At 66.0% G+C, this 18,115-nt stretch carries 19 protein-coding genes and 1 pseudogene; 13 read left to right on the top strand and 7 right to left on the bottom strand.

Annotation, left to right across the window (positions count from 1 at the left end; all coding sequences use genetic code 11):
• Positions 1-47 precede the first annotated feature (47 nt).
• The 7 genes from ACVOLS_RS09720 (at position 48) to ACVOLS_RS09690 (ending at position 11,200) form a co-directional block, all read left to right on the top strand.
• Complete coding sequence (locus ACVOLS_RS09720) at positions 48-1,433, top strand: MBL fold metallo-hydrolase RNA specificity domain-containing protein (protein ID WP_017357192.1); 1,386 nt, start codon at positions 48-50, stop codon at positions 1,431-1,433.
• Positions 1,430-2,947 (top strand): thymidine phosphorylase family protein, encoded by a 1,518-nt coding sequence (locus ACVOLS_RS09715; RefSeq protein ID WP_049404647.1) that lies wholly within the window; start codon positions 1,430-1,432, stop codon positions 2,945-2,947. Before ACVOLS_RS09720 ends, ACVOLS_RS09715 begins: the two co-directional genes overlap by 4 nt.
• Positions 2,944-3,858, top strand: coding sequence for a ribose-phosphate diphosphokinase (locus tag ACVOLS_RS09710; RefSeq protein ID WP_017355176.1), 915 nt, complete (start codon positions 2,944-2,946; stop codon positions 3,856-3,858). The genes ACVOLS_RS09715 and ACVOLS_RS09710 overlap by 4 nt, the downstream gene beginning before the upstream one ends.
• Positions 3,855-6,320: a phosphoketolase family protein gene (locus ACVOLS_RS09705; protein ID WP_017355175.1), complete on the top strand. Its 2,466-nt coding sequence runs from the start codon at positions 3,855-3,857 to the stop codon at positions 6,318-6,320. The genes ACVOLS_RS09710 and ACVOLS_RS09705 overlap by 4 nt, the downstream gene beginning before the upstream one ends.
• A gap of 25 nt (positions 6,321-6,345) precedes the next feature.
• The gene (locus ACVOLS_RS09700) at positions 6,346-7,938 is read left to right on the top strand and encodes an ABC1 kinase family protein (protein ID WP_017355174.1); all 1,593 of its coding nucleotides are present in this window, start codon (positions 6,346-6,348) and stop codon (positions 7,936-7,938) included.
• Between the two features lie 63 nt (positions 7,939-8,001).
• Entirely contained in the window at positions 8,002-10,077 is a 2,076-nt protein-coding gene (locus ACVOLS_RS09695) for a heavy metal translocating P-type ATPase (protein WP_481545473.1), read from the top strand.
• A gap of 19 nt (positions 10,078-10,096) precedes the next feature.
• Positions 10,097-11,200 (top strand): acetate/propionate family kinase, encoded by a 1,104-nt coding sequence (locus tag ACVOLS_RS09690; RefSeq protein WP_036196077.1) that lies wholly within the window; start codon positions 10,097-10,099, stop codon positions 11,198-11,200.
• Positions 11,201-11,236: 36 nt separating this feature from the next.
• On the opposite strand, the gene ACVOLS_RS09685 is transcribed toward ACVOLS_RS09690, so the two are convergent.
• The 4 genes from ACVOLS_RS09685 to ACVOLS_RS09670 all read right to left on the bottom strand — a co-directional run bounded on the left by ACVOLS_RS09685 (position 11,237) and on the right by ACVOLS_RS09670 (position 13,388).
• Positions 11,237-12,436 (bottom strand): hypothetical protein, encoded by a 1,200-nt coding sequence (locus tag ACVOLS_RS09685; protein ID WP_017355170.1) that lies wholly within the window; start codon positions 12,434-12,436, stop codon positions 11,237-11,239.
• Between the two features lie 94 nt (positions 12,437-12,530).
• Positions 12,531-12,806 (bottom strand): GDCCVxC domain-containing (seleno)protein, encoded by a 276-nt coding sequence (locus ACVOLS_RS09680; protein ID WP_465251337.1) that lies wholly within the window; start codon positions 12,804-12,806, stop codon positions 12,531-12,533.
• Positions 12,736-13,023, bottom strand: coding sequence for a heavy-metal-associated domain-containing protein (locus ACVOLS_RS09675; RefSeq protein ID WP_017355169.1), 288 nt, complete (start codon positions 13,021-13,023; stop codon positions 12,736-12,738). The genes ACVOLS_RS09680 and ACVOLS_RS09675 overlap by 71 nt, the downstream gene beginning before the upstream one ends.
• Before the next feature lie 8 nt (positions 13,024-13,031).
• On the bottom strand, positions 13,032-13,388 hold the full coding sequence (locus tag ACVOLS_RS09670) for a mercuric transporter MerT family protein (RefSeq protein ID WP_017355168.1): 357 nt from the start codon (positions 13,386-13,388) through the stop codon (positions 13,032-13,034).
• A 41-nt stretch (positions 13,389-13,429) separates the two neighbouring features.
• Between ACVOLS_RS09670 and ACVOLS_RS09665 the strand changes: the two genes are divergently transcribed.
• Positions 13,430-13,855 (top strand): MerR family transcriptional regulator, encoded by a 426-nt coding sequence (locus tag ACVOLS_RS09665; protein WP_017355167.1) that lies wholly within the window; start codon positions 13,430-13,432, stop codon positions 13,853-13,855.
• A 43-nt stretch (positions 13,856-13,898) separates the two neighbouring features.
• Positions 13,899-15,035 (top strand): annotated as a pseudogene (locus ACVOLS_RS09660) (transposase); the annotation flags it as partial.
• Positions 15,036-15,041: 6 nt separating this feature from the next.
• Here the strand turns inward: ACVOLS_RS09660 and ACVOLS_RS09655 are convergent.
• Genes ACVOLS_RS09655 through ACVOLS_RS09645 form a run of 3 tightly spaced genes read right to left on the bottom strand, consistent with a single transcriptional unit; the run spans position 15,042 to position 15,914 of the window.
• Positions 15,042-15,347 carry a GDCCVxC domain-containing (seleno)protein gene (locus tag ACVOLS_RS09655; RefSeq protein WP_428993282.1) on the bottom strand — a complete coding sequence of 102 codons (306 nt, stop codon included), beginning with the start codon at positions 15,345-15,347 and terminating at the stop codon, positions 15,042-15,044.
• Entirely contained in the window at positions 15,256-15,549 is a 294-nt protein-coding gene (locus ACVOLS_RS09650) for a heavy-metal-associated domain-containing protein (RefSeq protein WP_087922547.1), read from the bottom strand. The genes ACVOLS_RS09655 and ACVOLS_RS09650 overlap by 92 nt, the downstream gene beginning before the upstream one ends.
• A gap of 8 nt (positions 15,550-15,557) precedes the next feature.
• Complete coding sequence (locus tag ACVOLS_RS09645) at positions 15,558-15,914, bottom strand: mercuric transporter MerT family protein (RefSeq protein WP_087922546.1); 357 nt, start codon at positions 15,912-15,914, stop codon at positions 15,558-15,560.
• Positions 15,915-15,956: 42 nt separating this feature from the next.
• Here ACVOLS_RS09645 and ACVOLS_RS09640 point away from each other — a divergent pair, with 42 nt between their 5' ends.
• From ACVOLS_RS09640 to ACVOLS_RS09625, 4 genes are all read left to right on the top strand, one after another.
• A complete protein-coding gene (locus ACVOLS_RS09640) occupies positions 15,957-16,379 on the top strand; it encodes a MerR family transcriptional regulator (protein WP_087924171.1) in 423 nt (140 codons plus the stop codon).
• A 72-nt stretch (positions 16,380-16,451) separates the two neighbouring features.
• Positions 16,452-16,847 (top strand): hypothetical protein, encoded by a 396-nt coding sequence (locus ACVOLS_RS09635; RefSeq protein WP_481545472.1) that lies wholly within the window; start codon positions 16,452-16,454, stop codon positions 16,845-16,847.
• A gap of 78 nt (positions 16,848-16,925) precedes the next feature.
• A complete protein-coding gene (locus tag ACVOLS_RS09630; RefSeq protein WP_481545471.1) occupies positions 16,926-17,222 on the top strand; it encodes a hypothetical protein in 297 nt (98 codons plus the stop codon).
• Between the two features lie 15 nt (positions 17,223-17,237).
• Positions 17,238-18,029: a hypothetical protein gene (locus ACVOLS_RS09625; RefSeq protein ID WP_481545470.1), complete on the top strand. Its 792-nt coding sequence runs from the start codon at positions 17,238-17,240 to the stop codon at positions 18,027-18,029.
• Positions 18,030-18,115: the final 86 nt, after the last annotated feature.

Below are 18,115 nucleotides of genomic sequence, written 5' to 3'. Positions count from 1 at the left end.
CGCCATGCCCTCCGCAATCACTTCCCTTCCAGGACAGGAGCCACACCATGACAGCGTCTTCCAACCCCACCCTGCAATTCCTCGGTGCCGCGGGCACCGTGACCGGCTCGCGCTACCTGGTCGAGGCCAACGGTCAGCGCGTGCTCGTGGACTGCGGCCTGTTCCAGGGCTACAAGCAATTGCGCGAGCGCAACTGGGCTCCGTTTCCCGTCGAGGCGTCATCAATCGACGCGGTGGTCCTGACCCACGCCCACCTGGACCATTCGGGCTACTTGCCCGCACTGGTCAAACAAGGGTTCCGCGGCCGGATCCACTGCACCCATGGCAGCGTGGCCCTGTGCGGCCTGCTGCTTCCCGACAGCGGACACCTGCTCGAAGAGGAGGCCAAGTACGCGGCCCGCAAGGGGTACTCCAAGCACAAGGAACCACGGCCGCTTTATACCGAGGATGACGCCCGCCGCAGCCTGAAGCAGCTCAAGGGGCATGACTATGGTCGCGACATCGAGGTCGCATCAGGCGTCACGATCCGCTTCCATCCTGCCGGCCACATCCTGGGCGCTGCCCATGTCAGCCTTGACGTCCAGGGCCAGCGCCTGCACTTCAGTGGCGACCTGGGACGGCAGCAGGAGTCGCTGATGAATCCGCCGACGCCCCTGCCCGCCTGTGACGTCCTGGTCTGCGAATCCACATATGGCAATCGGGAACACATTCCGATCGACCAAGAAGCCGAGCTGGCACCGATCATCCGCCGCGTTGCCGCCCGCGGGGGCGTGATCGTCATTCCCGCCTTTGCCATCGGCCGCGCCCAGGCGCTCATGCTGCATATCGCCCGGCTGCGTGAGCGCAAGGACATCCCTCGCGTGCCGGTCTACCTCAACAGCCCGATGGCGATCAACGCGACCCGGCACTACCACGACCACCACTCCGAGCACCACGTGTCCGACGAGGACTGCCAGCGGATGTTCGACGTGGCCACCTTCGTCAACACTGTAGAAGAGTCGAAGGCACTCAACCGCCAGCGCGGGCCGATGATCATCATCTCGGCCAGCGGCATGATCACCGGCGGGCGCGTGCTGCACCACATCGAGGCGTTCGGCCCCGATGACCGCAACGCGATCCTGCTCGCGGGCTACCAGGCCGGAGGAACACGCGGTGCCGCGCTGGCGGCAGGCAAGCGCACGTTGCGCATGTTCGGCCGCGAGGTCCCCATCCGCGCCGAGGTGGTGCAGCTGGAGGGCTTCTCCGGCCACGCCGACGCCGGGGAGCTGCTGGACTGGATGCGCACCGCGCCGTCCGCGCCGCGCATGGTCTACCTCACCCACGGCGAGCCCGACGCTGCAGACACGCTGCGCGGGCGCGTGCAGCGTGAACTGGGCTGGCGTGCGCGCGTGCCGGGGCACCTGGAGCAAGTCGGATTGGAGGATGCGAGATGACCACGCAGGCCCCGGGCCACACCCGCCTGCGCGTCACCCGTGCCGGCATCGACACCTACCAGCAGCCGGTGGTCTATATGCACCGCGACTGCGAGGTCTGTCGCTCGGAAGGCTTTGCCGCGATGACGCGCGTCAGGCTGGACGTGGACGCCCGCACGCTGGTGGCGACGCTGAACGTGGTCATCGACGATCGGCTCGGCCTGGACGAGGTGGCGTTGTCGGAGGCCGCGTGGACGCTCCTCGATCCCGCGCCCGACGCCCTCGCCGGCGTCAGGCACGCGGAACCCGCGGCGTCGGCGGGCGCGCTCCGTGCCAAGGTGTTCGGCGCCCGGTTGGACGACGCGCAGTACTTCGCCCTGGTGCAGGACGTGATGGAAAGCAGGTTGTCGGACCTGGAGCTTGCAGCTTTCGTCACTGCCAGCGCGGGTGACCGCCTGGACCATGCGGAGACGACCGCGCTGACGCGAGCCATGATCTCCGTGGGCCAGCGCCTGGACTGGGGCGAAGGGCCGGTGCTGGACAAACACTGCGTAGGTGGCCTGCCGGGCAATCGCACCACCCCGATCGTGGTGGCCATCGTGGCTGCGCTGGGCTACCGCATCCCGAAGACCTCGTCGCGCGCGATCACGTCGCCCGCGGGCACCGCCGACACCATGGAAGTGATGGCGCCGGTGGCGCTCGACCTGGCGGCGATGCGCCGGGTGGTGGAGCGCGAGGGCGGCTGCATCGTGTGGGGTGGCAACGTGCGCCTGAGCCCGGCCGACGACATCCTGATCCGGGTCCAGCGCCCGCTGGATTTCGACAGCGACGGCCAACTGGTCGCCAGCGTGCTGTCGAAGAAGATAGCCGCGGGCTCCACCCACGTCCTGATCGACATGCCGGTGGGTCCGACGGCCAAGGTGCGAGGTGAGGCCGCGGCCCACAGCCTCGGCACGCGGCTTGCCCACACCGCGGGCGCGCTGGGATTGCAGTTGGGCATCCATCGCTCCGACGGCACCCAGCCGGTGGGTCGGGGAATCGGCCCGGCGCTCGAGGCGCACGACGTGCTCAAGGTGCTGCGCAACGCGGCCGATGCACCCGCCGACCTTCGCGAACGCGCACTTGCGCTGTCCGCGGCGCTGCTGGACATGGCAGCGGGCAGCAACGCCGGCACCGGACTGGAGCGCGCGCGCGGCGTGCTGGATTCCGGGGCGGCGCTGGCCAAGTTCCTGGCGATCTGCGAGGCCCAGGGAGGCTTCCGCGAACCGCCACGGGCGGCGTTCACCGCCGACGTCCCGGCGCCTGCATCGGGCCGCATCGCGGCGATCGACAACCGCAGGCTGGCCAAACTGGCCAAGCTGGCCGGCGCCCCGACATCCCCCACCGCCGGCCTCGAAACCGGTCTGCGGATCGGCGATACGGTCGAGCGCGGACAGCCCATGATGACCCTGCATGCGGAGTCGCCGGGAGAACTGGCCTACGCCCTGGAGCACGCCGCGACGCTGCAACCCTTTGTGCTTGGAGAGGTTCCATGACCCGTGTGCTGATGCCCTTCCCGGCCGATGCAGTGTTGGCCGGCACCATCAACCAGCCCCTGCAGGCGCGCATTGCACCCGTGGCCTGGCGGCACTTCCCCGATGGCGAGTCGCTGGTCACCCTGGACGACGCACTGGACGGCGCCGATGTGGCGATCCTGGCCAGCCTGCGCAACGCCGATGCCCTGGCCCTCCCGCTGCGCTTCGCCGCCCGGACCGCGCGCGAGTTCGGGGCTCGTTCGGTCGGCCTCATCGCACCCTACCTGGGGTATATGCGCCAGGACACCCGCTTCCATCGCGGCGAGGCGGTCAGTACACCGCTGTTTGCGCAATTCCTCGAAGAGGCTTTCGACTGGCTGGTGACCGTGGACCCGCACCTGCACCGCGTCGAGCGCCTGCAGTCGCTCTACCGCATTCCGACGGTCCACGTATCGGCGACGCCGGCCGTGGCCCGCTGGATCGCTGAGACCGTCCCCGACGCTGTGCTGATCGGCCCTGACAGCGAGAGCGAGCAGTGGGTAGCGGACATCGCCGCCCTGTCCGGCATGCCCTACCAGGTGCTGGCCAAGGAGCGGCACGGCGACTACGACGTGCGCGTCAGCCTGCCCGACCCGCAGGCCGTGGCGGGCCGGACCCCGGTCCTGATCGACGACATCGTGTCGTCCGGCCACACCATCCTGGAGACCCTCGCACACCTGCGCCGGTTGTCGTTGCCGCCGCCACTGCTGGTCGCCATCCATCCGGTGTTCGCCGGCGATGCCTATGCCCGCCTGCAGGAAGCAGGTCTGGCCCGCATCGTCAGTACCGACACCATTGCCCACCCGTCGAACGCGATCGCGCTCGGCGCGGACCTCGCTGACGCGGCATCGACCCTGATGTCCGCTTCGGCCGACTCCCCGGAGGACCCATGAACCTGCATCTCAACTGCTGCACCGCCGACCAGCTGTCGGCCGCCGAGCGCCAGCGGACCCTTGAACTCGCCGACGCCCACCGGCGGGCCGATCCCGCGTTTGACCATTGGGCGGCCGGCTACGGCGTGATCCGACATGACCCGCTCACCCAGCTCCGGGTCCGCCAGATGGTGCACGAGCTGGTGGCCCTGGGCCGCACGCCCGATGCCGGCACCGCCTGGCAGCGGCTCGCCGCGGCCGATCGCGTCACCAGCGCCGGCATGTGGCTGGTGGCCCACATGACCTACAGCCAGCGGGTCCGCACCGACGGCGCGGCCCTCGAGGCCGATGACTTCAAGGCCACGCCCGAAGGCCACACTGGCGGGTCCCTCAACATGGTGCCGGCCTACGCCGGCTACCTGCTGATGGACGCCCTGGATGGCGTCACCCGCGCATGGATGATGGGCCAGGGGCACTGCGTGGCCGCCATCGACGCGCTGAACGTGCTGGTTGGCAACATGACCGCCCGGCACGCCGAACGTTACGACCGCTCCGACGCGGGGCTGAGCCGGTTCGTCGGCGACTTCTATGCCTACACCCTCAATCCGGACGGAACACCGGCGTCGCCCCTGGGCTCCCACGTCAATGCGCACACCGCCGGGGGCGTGATGGAAGGCGGCTATCTCGGCTTTGCCGAACTGCAGTACGTGCATGCACCGCTCAAGGACGAACGCCTGGTGGCGTTCCTCAGCGACGGTGCGTTCGAGGAACAGCGCGGCAGCGACTGGGCGCCGCGCTGGTGGCGTGCCGAGGACAGCGGGCTGGTCAGCCCGATCATCATCCTCAACGGGCGGCGCATCGAACAGCGCAGCCAGATCGCCCAGCAGGGCGGCGAGCGGTGGCTGGACCGGCACCTGCGATTGAACGGCTTTGATCCGATCGCGCTGGACGGGCGCGATCCGGCCAGCATCGCGTGGGGTATCCATGTGATGGAGTCGCGCCTGCAAGCGGGCGCCGCCGTTCCCGATGCCGACGTGCGGCTGCCCTATGGCATTGCCGAAACCGTGAAGGGCTTCGGATTCCCCGGCGCCGGGACCAACGCCTCGCACAACCTGCCCCTGCCCGGGAATCCGTCGAAGGAGGCCGAGGCACGCGCGCTCTTCAATCAAGGCGCCGCGGCGCTGTTCGTGGCCGCGTCCGAGCTCGAGGAGGCTGTTGCCGCACTCAACAGCCACGACCTCCAGCAGCGCGTGCGCGAGCGCGACCATGCGCTGGCCGATCGCCAGGTGGAACCGCCCCGCGTCCCGGCGATCGCCGACCGCGGCGCCGGCGGCGAGAGCTCGCCGATGACCGCGCTCGACGAGCAGTTCGTCGCCATCGCCGAAGCGAACCCGGGGCTGCGCGTGCGCGTGGGCAATCCTGACGAGCTGCGCAGCAACAAGCTCGATCGCACCCTGGACGCAATGAAGCACCGGGTGCACGAGCCCGAGCCCGGTGTCGCGGAATCGACCACTGGCGCGGTCATCACCGCGCTTAATGAGGAAGCCGTGGTATGCGCCGCGCTCGGCAACAAGGGCGGGCTGAACCTGGTGGTCACCTACGAGGCGTTCGCACCGAAGATGCTTGGCGCCGTGCGCCAGGAATTGATCTTCGCGCGTCACCAGGCACAGGCGGGGCGACCGCCCGGCTGGCTGGGCGTGCCTCTCGTGCTGACCTCGCACACGTGGGAGAACGCGAAGAACGAGCAGTCCCATCAGGATCCGACCATGGCCGAGGCGCTCCTGGGCGAAATGGCCGACATATCGCGCGTGGTGTTTCCCCCGGACGCCAACGGCGCCGCCGCGGCCCTCGCCCACGCCTACGCGCAACGCGGCACGGTCACCACCCTGGTCGTCCCCAAGCGACCGGTGCCGCACGAGCTGACACCGACGCAGGCGCAGGCGCTGGCCACCCAAGGTGCGCTATGCCTGGCCGGCAACCCGGCGACAGCGGCGATCCTGCTGGTCGCCACCGGTGCTTACCAATTGCAGGAAGTGCGCCACGCGCAGGTGCGCCTCGTTGAACGTGGCGTGTCGGCCGCGATCGTCTATCTCGGCGAGCCCGGCCGGTTCCGCACGCCGCGCGATCCGGACGAGGCGCGGTACGTGCACTCCGACAGCGAGGTCCATGCACTGTTCCCGGCGGAACGGCCGCGCATATTCGTCACGCATACGCGGCCCGAGCCCTTCCTGGGCGCGCTGCGCCGGCTCGACACTGGCCCGGCCACGACCGCGGCGCTCGGCTTCGTCAACCGCGGCGGCACGCTGGACGTGCCGGGACTGCTGTTCGCCAACCGCAGCACCTGGGCGCACGTGGTCGATGCGGCCGCGGGCGTCCTCGGCCAGTCCCGGGGCGGCCTGTTGTCGGAAGCGGAGCTGGCGGCAGTGGATGGTCGGGGCGATCCGGCCACGATCCTGCGTCCTGCAAGTGGGTCGACGCCATGAGTTGTCCAACCGGGAGCGCGCGTTGATGGCGGGCACGGTGCGGCGCGGAGGCCAGATTGCCTGGGCGGGACTCAAGCTCGGCGTCGCCGTGCTGCGCCTGCGCCGACGTGCACCCGACCTGCTTCCGGCATACGTCAGCACCACACTGGTGGGGTTGGGCACCACCTTCGTCAAGCTGGGCCAGGGCTTGAGCCTGCGCTGGGACCTGCTGCCGGCGCCCTATCGCGAGGCGCTGTCGCGATTGCACAGCGATGTGCCCCCCTTCCCGGCGGAGGAGGCCATGCGTATCGTCGAACAGGCGTTTGGCGCGCCGGTCGGCGAACTTTTCGCCAGCTTCGATGACAAGCCCCTGGCCGCGGCTTCAGTGGCCCAGATCCATCCAGCGCGCATGCATGATGGTCGCGATGTGGTCGTCAAGATCACCCGCCCCGGGATCCATGCCCAGGTGCAGGCGGATCTGCTGCTCCTGCGGCGCACGATGCGCGTCGCCCAGTGGATCTGGCCGCCACTGAAACGCCACCGGCCGCTCGAACTGGTGGACGAACTAGGCGCATTCCTGCGTGACGAGATCGACATGCGTCACGAGGCGCAGAACATGCGGCGCATGGCCAAGGTGCTGGATGCCCTGCCCGGCATCACCCAGCCGCACGTCGTCGAGCCGTATGCCACCCGCAACGTGCTTGTGCAGGATCGAAGCCACGGGACCCGTCTGGAGGCCGCGTACGGCACAGCGGCCGCTCCCGCACTGGCAAGGGCGCTGCTCGGTGCCTACGTGCATCAGCTCTTCGGCGCCGGCGTCTTCCATGCCGACCCGCACCCGGGGAATCTGTTCTTCTTTGACGACGGTCGCCTGTGCCTGCATGACTTTGGATCGATCGGCGTGCTCGACCCTGCATCCCGGCTCGCGCTCGGCGGCATGGTCGAGGCCATTGCGGCCGACGACGCCGAGGGCGTGCTGGATGCAGCGATCGCCATGGGCTTCTTCCCGTCGCAGGTCGACCGCCGCTCGCATGTGCGCGAGATCCACCTGATCCTGGCCGAGATGGCCAGCCGTCCGCTGGCGCAGTGGTCCATTGCCGAGGCAATCTGGCGCGTGGCACGCATTGGGCAGGGCGCTGGCTTCCGGCTTCCGGCCCACCTGCTGTCCCTGATCCGGACGCTGTTCCTGGTCGAGAACACGCTGCGGGCGCTGGATCCGAATCTGGACCTGCTGGGGACGCTGTCCGCGCAGGCGGCCGCGATCGCCGACATTGCCGAAGCCAGCCGCCCCAGCGGCAACAGGCCGCTTGCCATGCGGCTGGCCCGCACTGCGCGCCAACTGCCACAGATCGCCACCGACCTGTTGCGGCAGGCGCAACTGAGCGACGGACGACCCGCCTTCTCCGTACACCACCATGGCCTGAGTTCCACGCAGGAGGCAATCGCGCGCACGGGCAACCGGCTGGCGTTGGCCCTGGTCACCTTGGGCCTGTACGTAAGCGGTGCGCTGTTGAGCCTGCATTCCGACGGCCCGCAAGTGTTCGGTCACATGCCTTTCCTGGCTATGGTGGCTTTCGCTGCTGCGGGATTGCTCTCACTGCGGCTGGTGATGGCCATCGCCAGATCGGGACACTTGTAACAGAACACTGATCTATCTCCCCGCTGGTGCCCGGCGCATCAGTGCATCCAGGAAGGCAGACCCATGACGCAACACAATCATCATCATCAAGATCATCAGGCGCACGGCGAGCAACCGCCGCATCCCCGCACGGGTGCTGAAGGTGACGTCCATGCCGGGCACGACAAGCATGCCGGCCACAGCGTGGCGAGCTTCCGCGACAAGTTCTGGCTCACGCTGCTGCTGACCATCCCCACTCTGATCTGGAGCGGGATGATCCAGCATTGGTTCGACTACACCGCACCACAGTTCCCGGGGTCGGCGTACATCCCGGCGGTGTTCGGCACGATCGTGTACTTCTACGGCGGCTCGCCGTTCCTCCGCGGCGGATACCACGAGCTGAGAAATCGCCTGCCGGGCATGATGACGCTGATCTCGCTTGCGATCACCGTCGCCTTCCTTTACAGCGCGTTGGTCACGCTCGGCGTTGTCGAGGGCTTGGACCTGTGGTGGGAGCTGGCGACGCTGGTGGCGATCATGTTGTTCGGCCACTGGATCGAGATGCGTTCGATCAACCAGGCACAGGGCGCTCTCAAGGAACTCGCGAAGCTGCTGCCTGATATGGCGGTGCGGTTGGATGAGGCCGGTACCGCGAAGGAAGTCCCTGTCGCGGAACTGAAGCGCGGCGACCTGCTGCTCATCAGGCCCGGCGCGAGCATTCCCGCCGACGGCGTCGTGAAGGAAGGGACCAGCGCCGTCAACGAAGCGATGATCACCGGCGAGTCCAAGCCGATGGACAAGTCGACGGGCGACCGGGTGATCGCCGGCACCGTCAACGGACAGGGCTCGTTGCGTGTCGAGGTGACGGGAACCGGCGACGAGACCGCGCTCGCGGGTATCATGCGGCTCGTCGAGCAGGCCCAGACGTCGCGCTCGCGCGCCCAGGCCCTGGCGGACCGGGCGGCGTTCTACCTCACGATCATCGCCATCGTCTCCGCCGCGGTTACCGCCATTGTCTGGCCACTCCTCGGTCGACCGTGGAGCTTCACGATCGAGCGCGTAGTGACCGTGCTCGTGATCGCCTGTCCCCATGCGCTGGGTTTGGCCATCCCGCTGGTGACCGCCATCTCGACCACGATTGGCGCACGGAACGGCCTGCTCGTGCGCGATCGACGCGGCCTGGAAGAGGCCCGTTTGCTGAACACGGTCGTGTTCGACAAGACAGGCACGCTCACGCTCGGTTCGCACCGCGTCGTGAAGACCACTGCCGCCGATGGACTCACCGACGACGAGGTGCTTCGCGTGGCCGCGTCGGTCCAGCGCGACGCTGAACATCCGATCGCGCAGGCGCTGATGACCAGCGCCAAGGAACATGGCATCGACGTTCCGATGTCGCAGGACTTCGAGTCCATGCCGGGACGCGGCGTGCGCGCAGTCGTCGAGGAGCGCTCGCTTCACGTTGGCGGGCCGGGTCTGTTGAGAATGCTCGCGGTCGAACCGCCGGAGACGCTTCGGCGGGCTGCCGAATCAGCGGCAGCCGATGGTCAATCTGCAACCTACCTGGTGGAAGGCGACCGGGTGCTCGCCGTATTTGCGATCGCGGATGCCATCCGTCCCGAATCGTTCGACGCGGTCAAGCGGCTGCACGACGAAGGACTGGAGGTTGTCCTGCTGACGGGTGATTCCACGGCGGTCGCAAACGCGGTCGCGAAGGAACTCAACATCGACACCGTCTTCGCCGAGGTATTGCCCGAGGACAAGGTGGCAAAGATCGAGGAGCTGCAGGCCCAGGGCAAGCGCGTCGCGATGGTGGGTGACGGTGTCAATGACGCTCCGGCGCTGCTCACGTCCGACGTCGGCATCGCCATCGGCACAGGGACGGACGTCGCGGTCGAGGCCGGCGACGTCGTACTCGTGCGCAGCGACCCGCGCGACGTGCCAGCGATCATCGAATTGAGCAAGGCCACCTATCGCAAGATGATCCAGAACCTGTGGTGGGCCGCCGGCTACAACATCGTCGCCATCCCTCTCGCCGCTGGCGTTCTCGCCGCATGGGGGATCCTGCTGCAACCTGCGCTTGGGGCAGTGCTCATGTCGCTGAGCACCGTCGTTGTGGCAATCAATGCGCAGTTGTTGCGCCGGGCGGTGCGGTCCCCATGAACATGATTCGGGGACACCTGTGACCACGCGCCGGCTTCTTGCACTCAACGTTGGCTCGTCCACCCTCAAGGGCGCGTCCTATCTGTTCAACACTGAGGGACACGGCGCGCAGTCTCGTCTGCTCGAGCGCTCCCGGGCCGAAATTCCAGTCGGCGTGGATGCGCAGGAGCGCCTTGCCACCCTGCTCGAGGCATTGTCGGAGCCGTGGCCCAGCCCCGACGTGGTGGTGCACCGAATCGTACATGGCGGTGACCTGCACGACGCCCGCGAGCTCGACGAAACCGTGCTCGCGAAACTGGATGCATTGGTGCCGTTCGCACCCTTGCACCAGCCGGTAGCCCTCGCTTTCGCGCGTGCCGCGCGCATGCGTTGGCCGCACGCGCGCCAAGGCGTGGCCTTCGACACCGACTTCCACGCGTCGCTCGCGCCCTGGAGCCGGCGCTTGCCTGTCCCTGAAGCATGGGATGCGCTGGGCATCCGCCGCTACGGTTTCCATGGACTCGCCTTTGCCTCCGCGCTCCGCATAGTGGCCAGCCACGACGCTGGAATCCTGAAGGGCCGCGCTGTCTTCGCGCATCTGGGGGGTGGCTGCAGCGTCTGCGCCGTCGAGGGCGGCCGCAGCCGCGACACCACCATGGCGCTCACTCCGCTGGGTGGAATCCCGAGCCCTACCCGCTCCGGAGATCTCGATCCCGGCGCGTTGCTGTATCTGCTGAGGCATGAACGCCTGGATGCGCAGGCGCTTGAAAACGGCCTGTACCGCAGTGCAGGCCTTGCCGGAATCGCCGGCCATGGCGACATGCGCGTGTTGCTGACGGATCCCGGCCCGCAGGCCCAGCTTGCCGTGGAGCTCTTTGCAGTCCGGATTGCGCAGTCCATCGCGGCCATGGCCACGGCAATTGGCGGTCTCGACCATGTCGTCTTTTCCGGCGGCATCGGCCATCGCGCGCCGGTTTTGCGGGCTCGCATCGTCGCGCGACTGGCCTGGCTCGGCCTGGCGCTGGCACCTGACGTCAACGATGCTGGAGCCACGCGGATCGACCGCGGGGGCGGGCCGAGCATATGGAACGTCGCGATCGATGAGGAGCGCGAACTGGCTGAATCGGCACTCGCCTGGCTGTAGCCACGACACGCCCCAAGGGTCGGCTCCGGTGGGGAATCACTCCTCGATCCGTGACGACGTGAGCACCGCTGCGAATCCACCACCGGGGGTGCGCATGTTCGTGGTCTGGCCCTGGTACAGCCTGGCCGCGAACAACAGGACACCCGCCTCGGACGCGAAGCAGCGCACATCCGCCTTGAGGGACTGGCCCCCATGCACGATCCGCATGCTCGGTGGCGCGAAGGCCTGTGCGATGTAGGTCGCCGACGCCATAGACGCCCAAGTCCGCCGGGTCAACTTGTCGCCCCGATAACTCCCACGGCTGCCAAACCCTGCTGCAGGCTTGAAGAAATATCCGTTGCGCACTGCCCACAACGCATCCCGGTTCGCGGGCACGAGTTCGACCGTGGGCGGGATCACCTGGCCCAGCAGTGCCGTCGAACCCGCATCGACCCCGAACCCGCCGAGCAGAGCCGGGTCCCCGAGCACCGCAAGGTTGCGCTTGTCGGCAAACAGCGCGTGTGCTCGGGGATGCGGCATCAGCGCGACGTCCCCTGCCAGGTAAGCCTCACGAATGTCTGCATGCGAGGCATCCTCGAGCGCGAAATCGGTCAACCGGTTGTAGACAGTGTCGATTCGACCGTGGGCATCCTCAAGCCCGTCCGAACCAAACGACAAATCCTCGGGAGCGCTGATCACGCAGTCCACGCCATGGTCCCGAAACGCGTTCGCGTACAGCACAAACTCGGGGTAAAGGAACTGCGCTCGCGGAGTGCTGTCCACGATGGCCAGGCGCGACGGCGTGCGCCCGGATTGCTGCCGAGCATCCTCCATCCAGGCCGTGACGGCCGCATCACGCGCTTGGGCCGCGTTGGTCCAGGTGGCCCATGCTGGCGGCGCGCAAGACCGCACGGCATCGAGCAACAAGGCATTGAGGAGCAGACCGCCTGGATTGGTGTTGACCTCGATCAGCCGCGGGCCATCGACCGTCAGGTGAAAGTCCAGACCCAGGACGCCCCCCGCCGAACCCGGATCATGGGTTGCAATGTCAGGGGCCCATTGCAGGACCCGTTGGCTATATCCCGGGTTTCCTGCGACGTCGAAGACCGCCGCCGCGACTCGTCCCATGGCCTCCAACGCGGGCCGATCAACGAACAAGGCATAGGGTGAAAATAAGTGCGCGTGTACGGCGGGATCAGTCGTGAACTCCGGAAAGGCACCCCGGATCGACTCGTGCAGACGGAGGATGTCGACCACTTCGCATGCACACCGCTGGTTGAGCGGCGCGCTTTCCAGGGTGGCACAGTCGATCTCGCAGCCTGTCTGTCCAACTATTATCGGAGTCCGCGGTTCAACCACAACAGGGATTGTTCTGTTGGATCGGTGGACATGGCACTGTTCCGAACGAGCAGAACACACAGCAGTCGCCTTGATGCGGACGCAAAACCGCTCCACAGCCCGTGCACTCATAGAAGAATTGACACGCTGTGATGGGCATTGTCTCGGTCGCCCGATGGCCGCACTCCGGGCAGGTCAAGATGCTTTCCAGCTTGACGTCACTCACCGCCAGTCCGCACCTTGGCCGGGAAGCCTGCTTCCGTGACTGCACGCGCGATTCCGGCTGCATCCGTCTGGCTCGATTCGAACGTCACCGTGACTGTTTCAGCCCGGGTGTCCACCTTCACATCGGCCACGCCCGGCACCTTCTCCAGCGCCTTCCTGATGGTGATGCCGCAGGCGGGACAGGTCATGTTCTCAGCATCGAGCATCACTACGGTTGCGGGCGTCGCAAGAGCGGCACCGACCGACAGAGCAGCCACCAGGGCCAGTATCCACTTGTGCATCGCGCCTCCTACAGAATCCAGACGATGTAATAGGGAAACAGCAGCAACAGGACGATGAGGGCTGTCGCCAACCAGAGCCAACGTCGCCTGCGTCGCAGAGCGTCCGGGGCGATGCAACTGCCATCCACACCGCACCGTGCCGCCGGTCGATACAGCATCCAAAACGCCACGGCCAAGGACAGTACGGCGGCGGCGCTGAACCAGGGCCTCAAGGGATCGAGAGCTGTCAGGGTGCCGATCCAGGCGCCACTGATGCCCAGCAGGACCAGCACCAGCGGCACGACGCAGCAGACCGATGCGCCAATGGCGGCGATGCTCGCGCCAACGATGGCTGGAACAGACGATTTGGCCGGGGTTGTTTGCATCAGAGCATACTAGCCTCTGTACCTAGGTACGGAGTCAAGCCGTGCGTCCGAACACGTTTACGATCAGCCGGCTGGCGGCGGCGGCCGATGTGCACGTCGAAACCGTGCGCTACTACCAGCGGCGTAGGCTGCTGCGTCAACCCGAGCGACCCATAGGAGGCGTGCGTCGTTACGACGAAAACGATGTCAATCGGCTTCAGTTCATCCGGCGCGCTCAGATGATGGGATTCAGCCTCGACGAGATCGCTGGCCTGCTAGAGATCACAGGCGAAGGTTCTTGCGAGCAGACCCGTCAGCTGACCGAGCGAAAGCTCGTCGATGTCCGTCTACGAATCCGCGAGCTGCGACAGCTGGAGAGGGATCTCGAACAGAAAATAGCGCGGTGCGCCCAAGTGCCGGCGGGAGAGTGCTGCCCAACCCTCGATTTTCTGGAGCGGCCAATAAAGCCAGCTGCGACAGGCAGTTAGCTCACTTTCGGCCCGTTTTTACACGAATCCCTGCCGACCCTCCACCGAGCGCTACGTGCTGACGGCGTTCACCTATGGGTGCAACCTCGGCCCGGCCCAGGCGGCACGGCATCTGCGTGGCGCCGCATCCGCGCACATGTTGTCGTTCGTCAATCGCCGTCACGTGGATGCGAACAAGCTGGCAGCGGCCTGCCGCGACATCATCAACAGTTACGCCGGCCTGCAGCTTCCCAAATTCTGGGGCGATGGCAAGCGTGCCGCGGCCGACGGTACCAAGTACGACTCGTACGACCAGAACCTGCTGGCGTCGTATCACATCCGCTACGGAGGCTATGGCGGCATCGCCTATCACCACGTCTCGGACACCTATGTGGCGCTGTTCAGTCACTTCATTCCGTGCGGCGTCTGGGAAGCGGTGTACATCATCGACGGGCTGCTGAAGAACACCTCCGACATCCAACCCGACACCGTTCACGCCGATACCCAGGGTCAGTCGCTGCCTGTCTTCGGCCTATCGCACCTGCTGGGCATCCAGCTGATGCCGCGCATCCGCAACTGGCGCGATTACCGGTTCTTCCGTCCGGACGAGGACAGCCGCTACGAGCACATCGATGCGCTGTTCCGGGAGGACATGGACTGGGACCTAATCGAGACCCACTGGAAGGATCTGATGCAGGTGGTGTTGTCGATCAAGTCCGGCAAGATCGCCGCCTCGACGCTGCTGCGCAAACTGGGCAACTACAGCCGCAAGAATCGGCTGTACCAGGCTTTCCGGGCACTCGGTGCCGCAGTGCGCACGTTGTTCCTGCTGCAATACATTTCCGACCGGGAGTTGCGCGAGCAGATCACAGCCTCCACCAATAAGGTCGAAGCCTATAACGGGTTCTCCAAGTATTTCTTCTTCGGCGGAGAGGGCGTGATCGCCGACAACGATCCGCTCGAACAGGAGAAGGCAGTCAAGTACAACGACCTGGTCGCCAATGCCGTTATCTTCCACAACGTGGTCGAGCAGACCCGCATCATCAAGACGCTGATGCGAGCAGGTTGGAAGATCACTCAGGAAGACGTGGCTGCACTCAGTCCCTACGTGACCAGCCACGTGAAGCGCTTCGGTGATTACCTGATCGATGTGGATGCTCTGCCGGAACCGTACGAAATCGAGCTGGCCCTGGCGGCGTAGCGCGGATCAACCTGTATTGCCGCAGCAGGGACTATGTTGCTGGATGGGCGGGCACGGCACCGTGCCGTAGGAACAGAATACGCAGCAATCGCCGGCCTTGGGGCGCAGCAGGGTGTGGCAAGCCGGGCACTCGTAGAAGAATTGGCATGCCGTGGTGGGCATGGTTTCGGTCGCCTGGTGCTCGCATGCAGGACACGTGAGCGTGCTTTGCAATTGCACCTCAGCCACCGTTCGCGCCCGCCTTGGCCGTGGCTGGAAAACCGGCGTCGGTGATGGCCTTCGCGATGGCCGCCGCGTTGGTGCGCTCGGCATCAAATGCCACCGTCACGGTGCCGGCTTGGGTATCAATATGCTTCGCCGTCACCCCTGGCACTGTGTCCAACGCTTTTTCGATCGTGATGCGACACGCTGGGCAGGTCATGTTTTCCACCTGCAGGACAACCTGCTTTGGAGTCGCCGCCCAAGCCAGGCCCATCCATGCCGTGAATACCAAACTGAGAAGGATCTTGCGCATGGGGACTCCTACAGGAACCAGCCGATGTAGTAAGGAAAGAGCAGCAGCAGCGCGATCAGGGCGGTGGCGAACCACAGCCAGCGCCGCCGGCGTCGCAATTGCGTGGGATCGACGCAGATGCCGTCGATGCGGCAGCGCGAGGTTGGGCCATAGAGCATCCAGAACGCCCAGGCCAGGCACACCAACGTGGCCGCGCTGAACCAAGGACGCCACGCGTCCAGGGCGGTGAGATTGACGATCCAGGCACCGCTGATGCCCATCAGGACCAGCACCAGAGGCACGACACAACACACGGACGCGCCAATCGCCGCGATCGCGGCGCCCAAAAGGGCAGGTAAGGAGGACTGTGGGGGACGTTGGGCCATATCCGCATGTTAATCTCCGTACCTAAGTACGGAGTCAAGCCGATGGTCACCCACGTAATGACGATCAGCCGGCTGGCCGCAGCCGCTGGTGTGCACGTCGAGACGGTCCGTTATTACCAGCGGCGAGGCCTGCTGCCGGAGCCTGAGCGCCCAATGGGCAGCGTGCGCCGGTACGGCCTCAACGAAGTCGGCCGACTTCAGTTCATCCGTCGAGCACAGGCGATGGGATTCAGTCTCGACGAGATAGCGGGGCTGCTGGAGGTCAAAGGCCAGCGCGCCTGCGAGCAGACGCGGCAGCTGACCGAACTGAAATTGGCCGAGGTGCGCCGGCGTCTGGACGAGCTACGACAATTGGAAGTCGACCTTGAGCATTTGGTGGCGGAGTGTCGCCACGTGGCGACCGGCGCGCCGTGCCCGACGCTCGATCTGCTGGCGCAACCGGCCGAGAAGAAAAATATCGGCTAAGTTGTTGTGCCAAAGGAATTATTTGAATTCCGTGGGGCATTTTTACACGTATCTCGGCTGAACCCCAAGTTGATGATTGCCAGGTCCGATGACCGCGACATTCGCACCGTGGTCGGGCTCAACCAGCTCGGCGCCGGCGAAACGGTCCCTCACCAGAATCTGCAGCCAGACTGGGCCGGCGCTGGAATCGAACTGGTGTGGACGCGCGGCGCCGAGTACGACCTTGACCGCGTGTGCGTAGCGCTGGCCAGCTTGCGTGGCGCGGCAACCGGTGAGCGAGTTCGATCGGTGGCCATCGCCGAGGCAACCAGGCTGCTGCTGCAGCCGATGTCCGGCGATCTTGTGACTGATGCCCGACTCGATGGACGAGTGCGCGAGGTTGCTGCGGGCGGGCTGATTCTCCGGCATCACTACATTGAAAAGAAGCTGGCCATCCTCACCGTCGATGAGGAAGGGCAGATGCGCTGATAAGTGGCGCCCTAATCGAAGTTCAGATGCCGCGGCAGTTTGCCGCCCCGCCCTGCAGAACACAGTTTGGAGATCGAAATGAGCATGCAAGACGCCCTGAGCACTATCGCCTCCCAGGAGGTCCCTGGCTTTCTCGTCGCCCTGAGGCAGGCCGCCGAGAACCCGGAGTTGTTGGAAGAGTACGACCGGCTGTACGGCACTAATTTGCGCGATCGAGGGGCGCCGCTCGACATCATCGCTAACGCCGAGGCCGGTACGATCGACCAGGAGATGGACGTGTTCGTGGCTTTCATTCGCGACCACGTGTGGCAGTGCATCGCCCCTGATGTACGCGAAGCCTTATGTGACCGTGCGATCGCGTCGATGGCTGCTTGATAGGGTCTCCGAGCCATGGTCAAAGGACGCGGTACCGAGGGCGGGCAAAAGCCAGTGGCGCCGCCCCGCAATAAGCTCCCCGCTCTTCCTCCCTTGCCGTTTGAGGAAGAGCGGGCCCGTCTTGCCCGCGATCTGAAGCTGCGGGCGGGTGGGACTCCGGCCTGGTCAGGCGGAACGATGCCGACGACGGACTCCGGAGACTTGGCGGCACTCACCGCAAGTGCCGCCAGCTTGGACGTAGCCCACCTTCCGATTCTGCTCCAAGGTCTACGGCTCGACCTCAATGACCAACAGCGGTCGGTGGCGCTCGGCAACCTTCGTGCCTTTGCCCAGCACGGGGCTACAGGCCTGGCCGACAACAGTCAGCGGACCCTGCGAGCCTGTTGGCTCAACTGGCTCGCCTACTGCGAGCATGCGGAACAGGTGGTCCTACCGATCACCTTCGACACCTTGCGGCCGTTCATTGATCTCCTGGTCGACGGTCAGCGGAAACGAGCGACGCTCGAGCTCCATCTCCAATCACTGCGGGCAGCCTCCAAGTTCTATGGATGCCCTGACCCCATGGAATCGCTGATTGCTAAGGCCTACTGGAAGGATCTCTGCAGGAAGAAGCTGACCAAGGCGAAGGCGTCTGCCCAGGGCATGACTCGGGCGGACGTGGCCGCGATGGTGGGTGATCTCGACCTGTCCATTCCACGCCAGGCGCGAGATGCCGCACTTGTACGGTCAGCCTATGACTTGTTCGCGCGACGCGAGGAGCTGGCAATGGCCAAATGGGAGGACTTTGGAGTTCCCAGGATTTCCTAGACAGAGCTAGCCTCTGTTGGGGGTAGCATTGGGAGACAGTCATGTCTGCAGGCAAGATCACCAGCAAGACCCGGCAAGCCTACAAA

The sequence above is a fragment of the Stenotrophomonas sp. STEN038 genome (genome assembly GCF_056759895.1).
The sequence above is the reverse complement of the archived record's forward strand: the minus strand, read 5'-3'. Positions and strand labels throughout refer to the sequence as shown.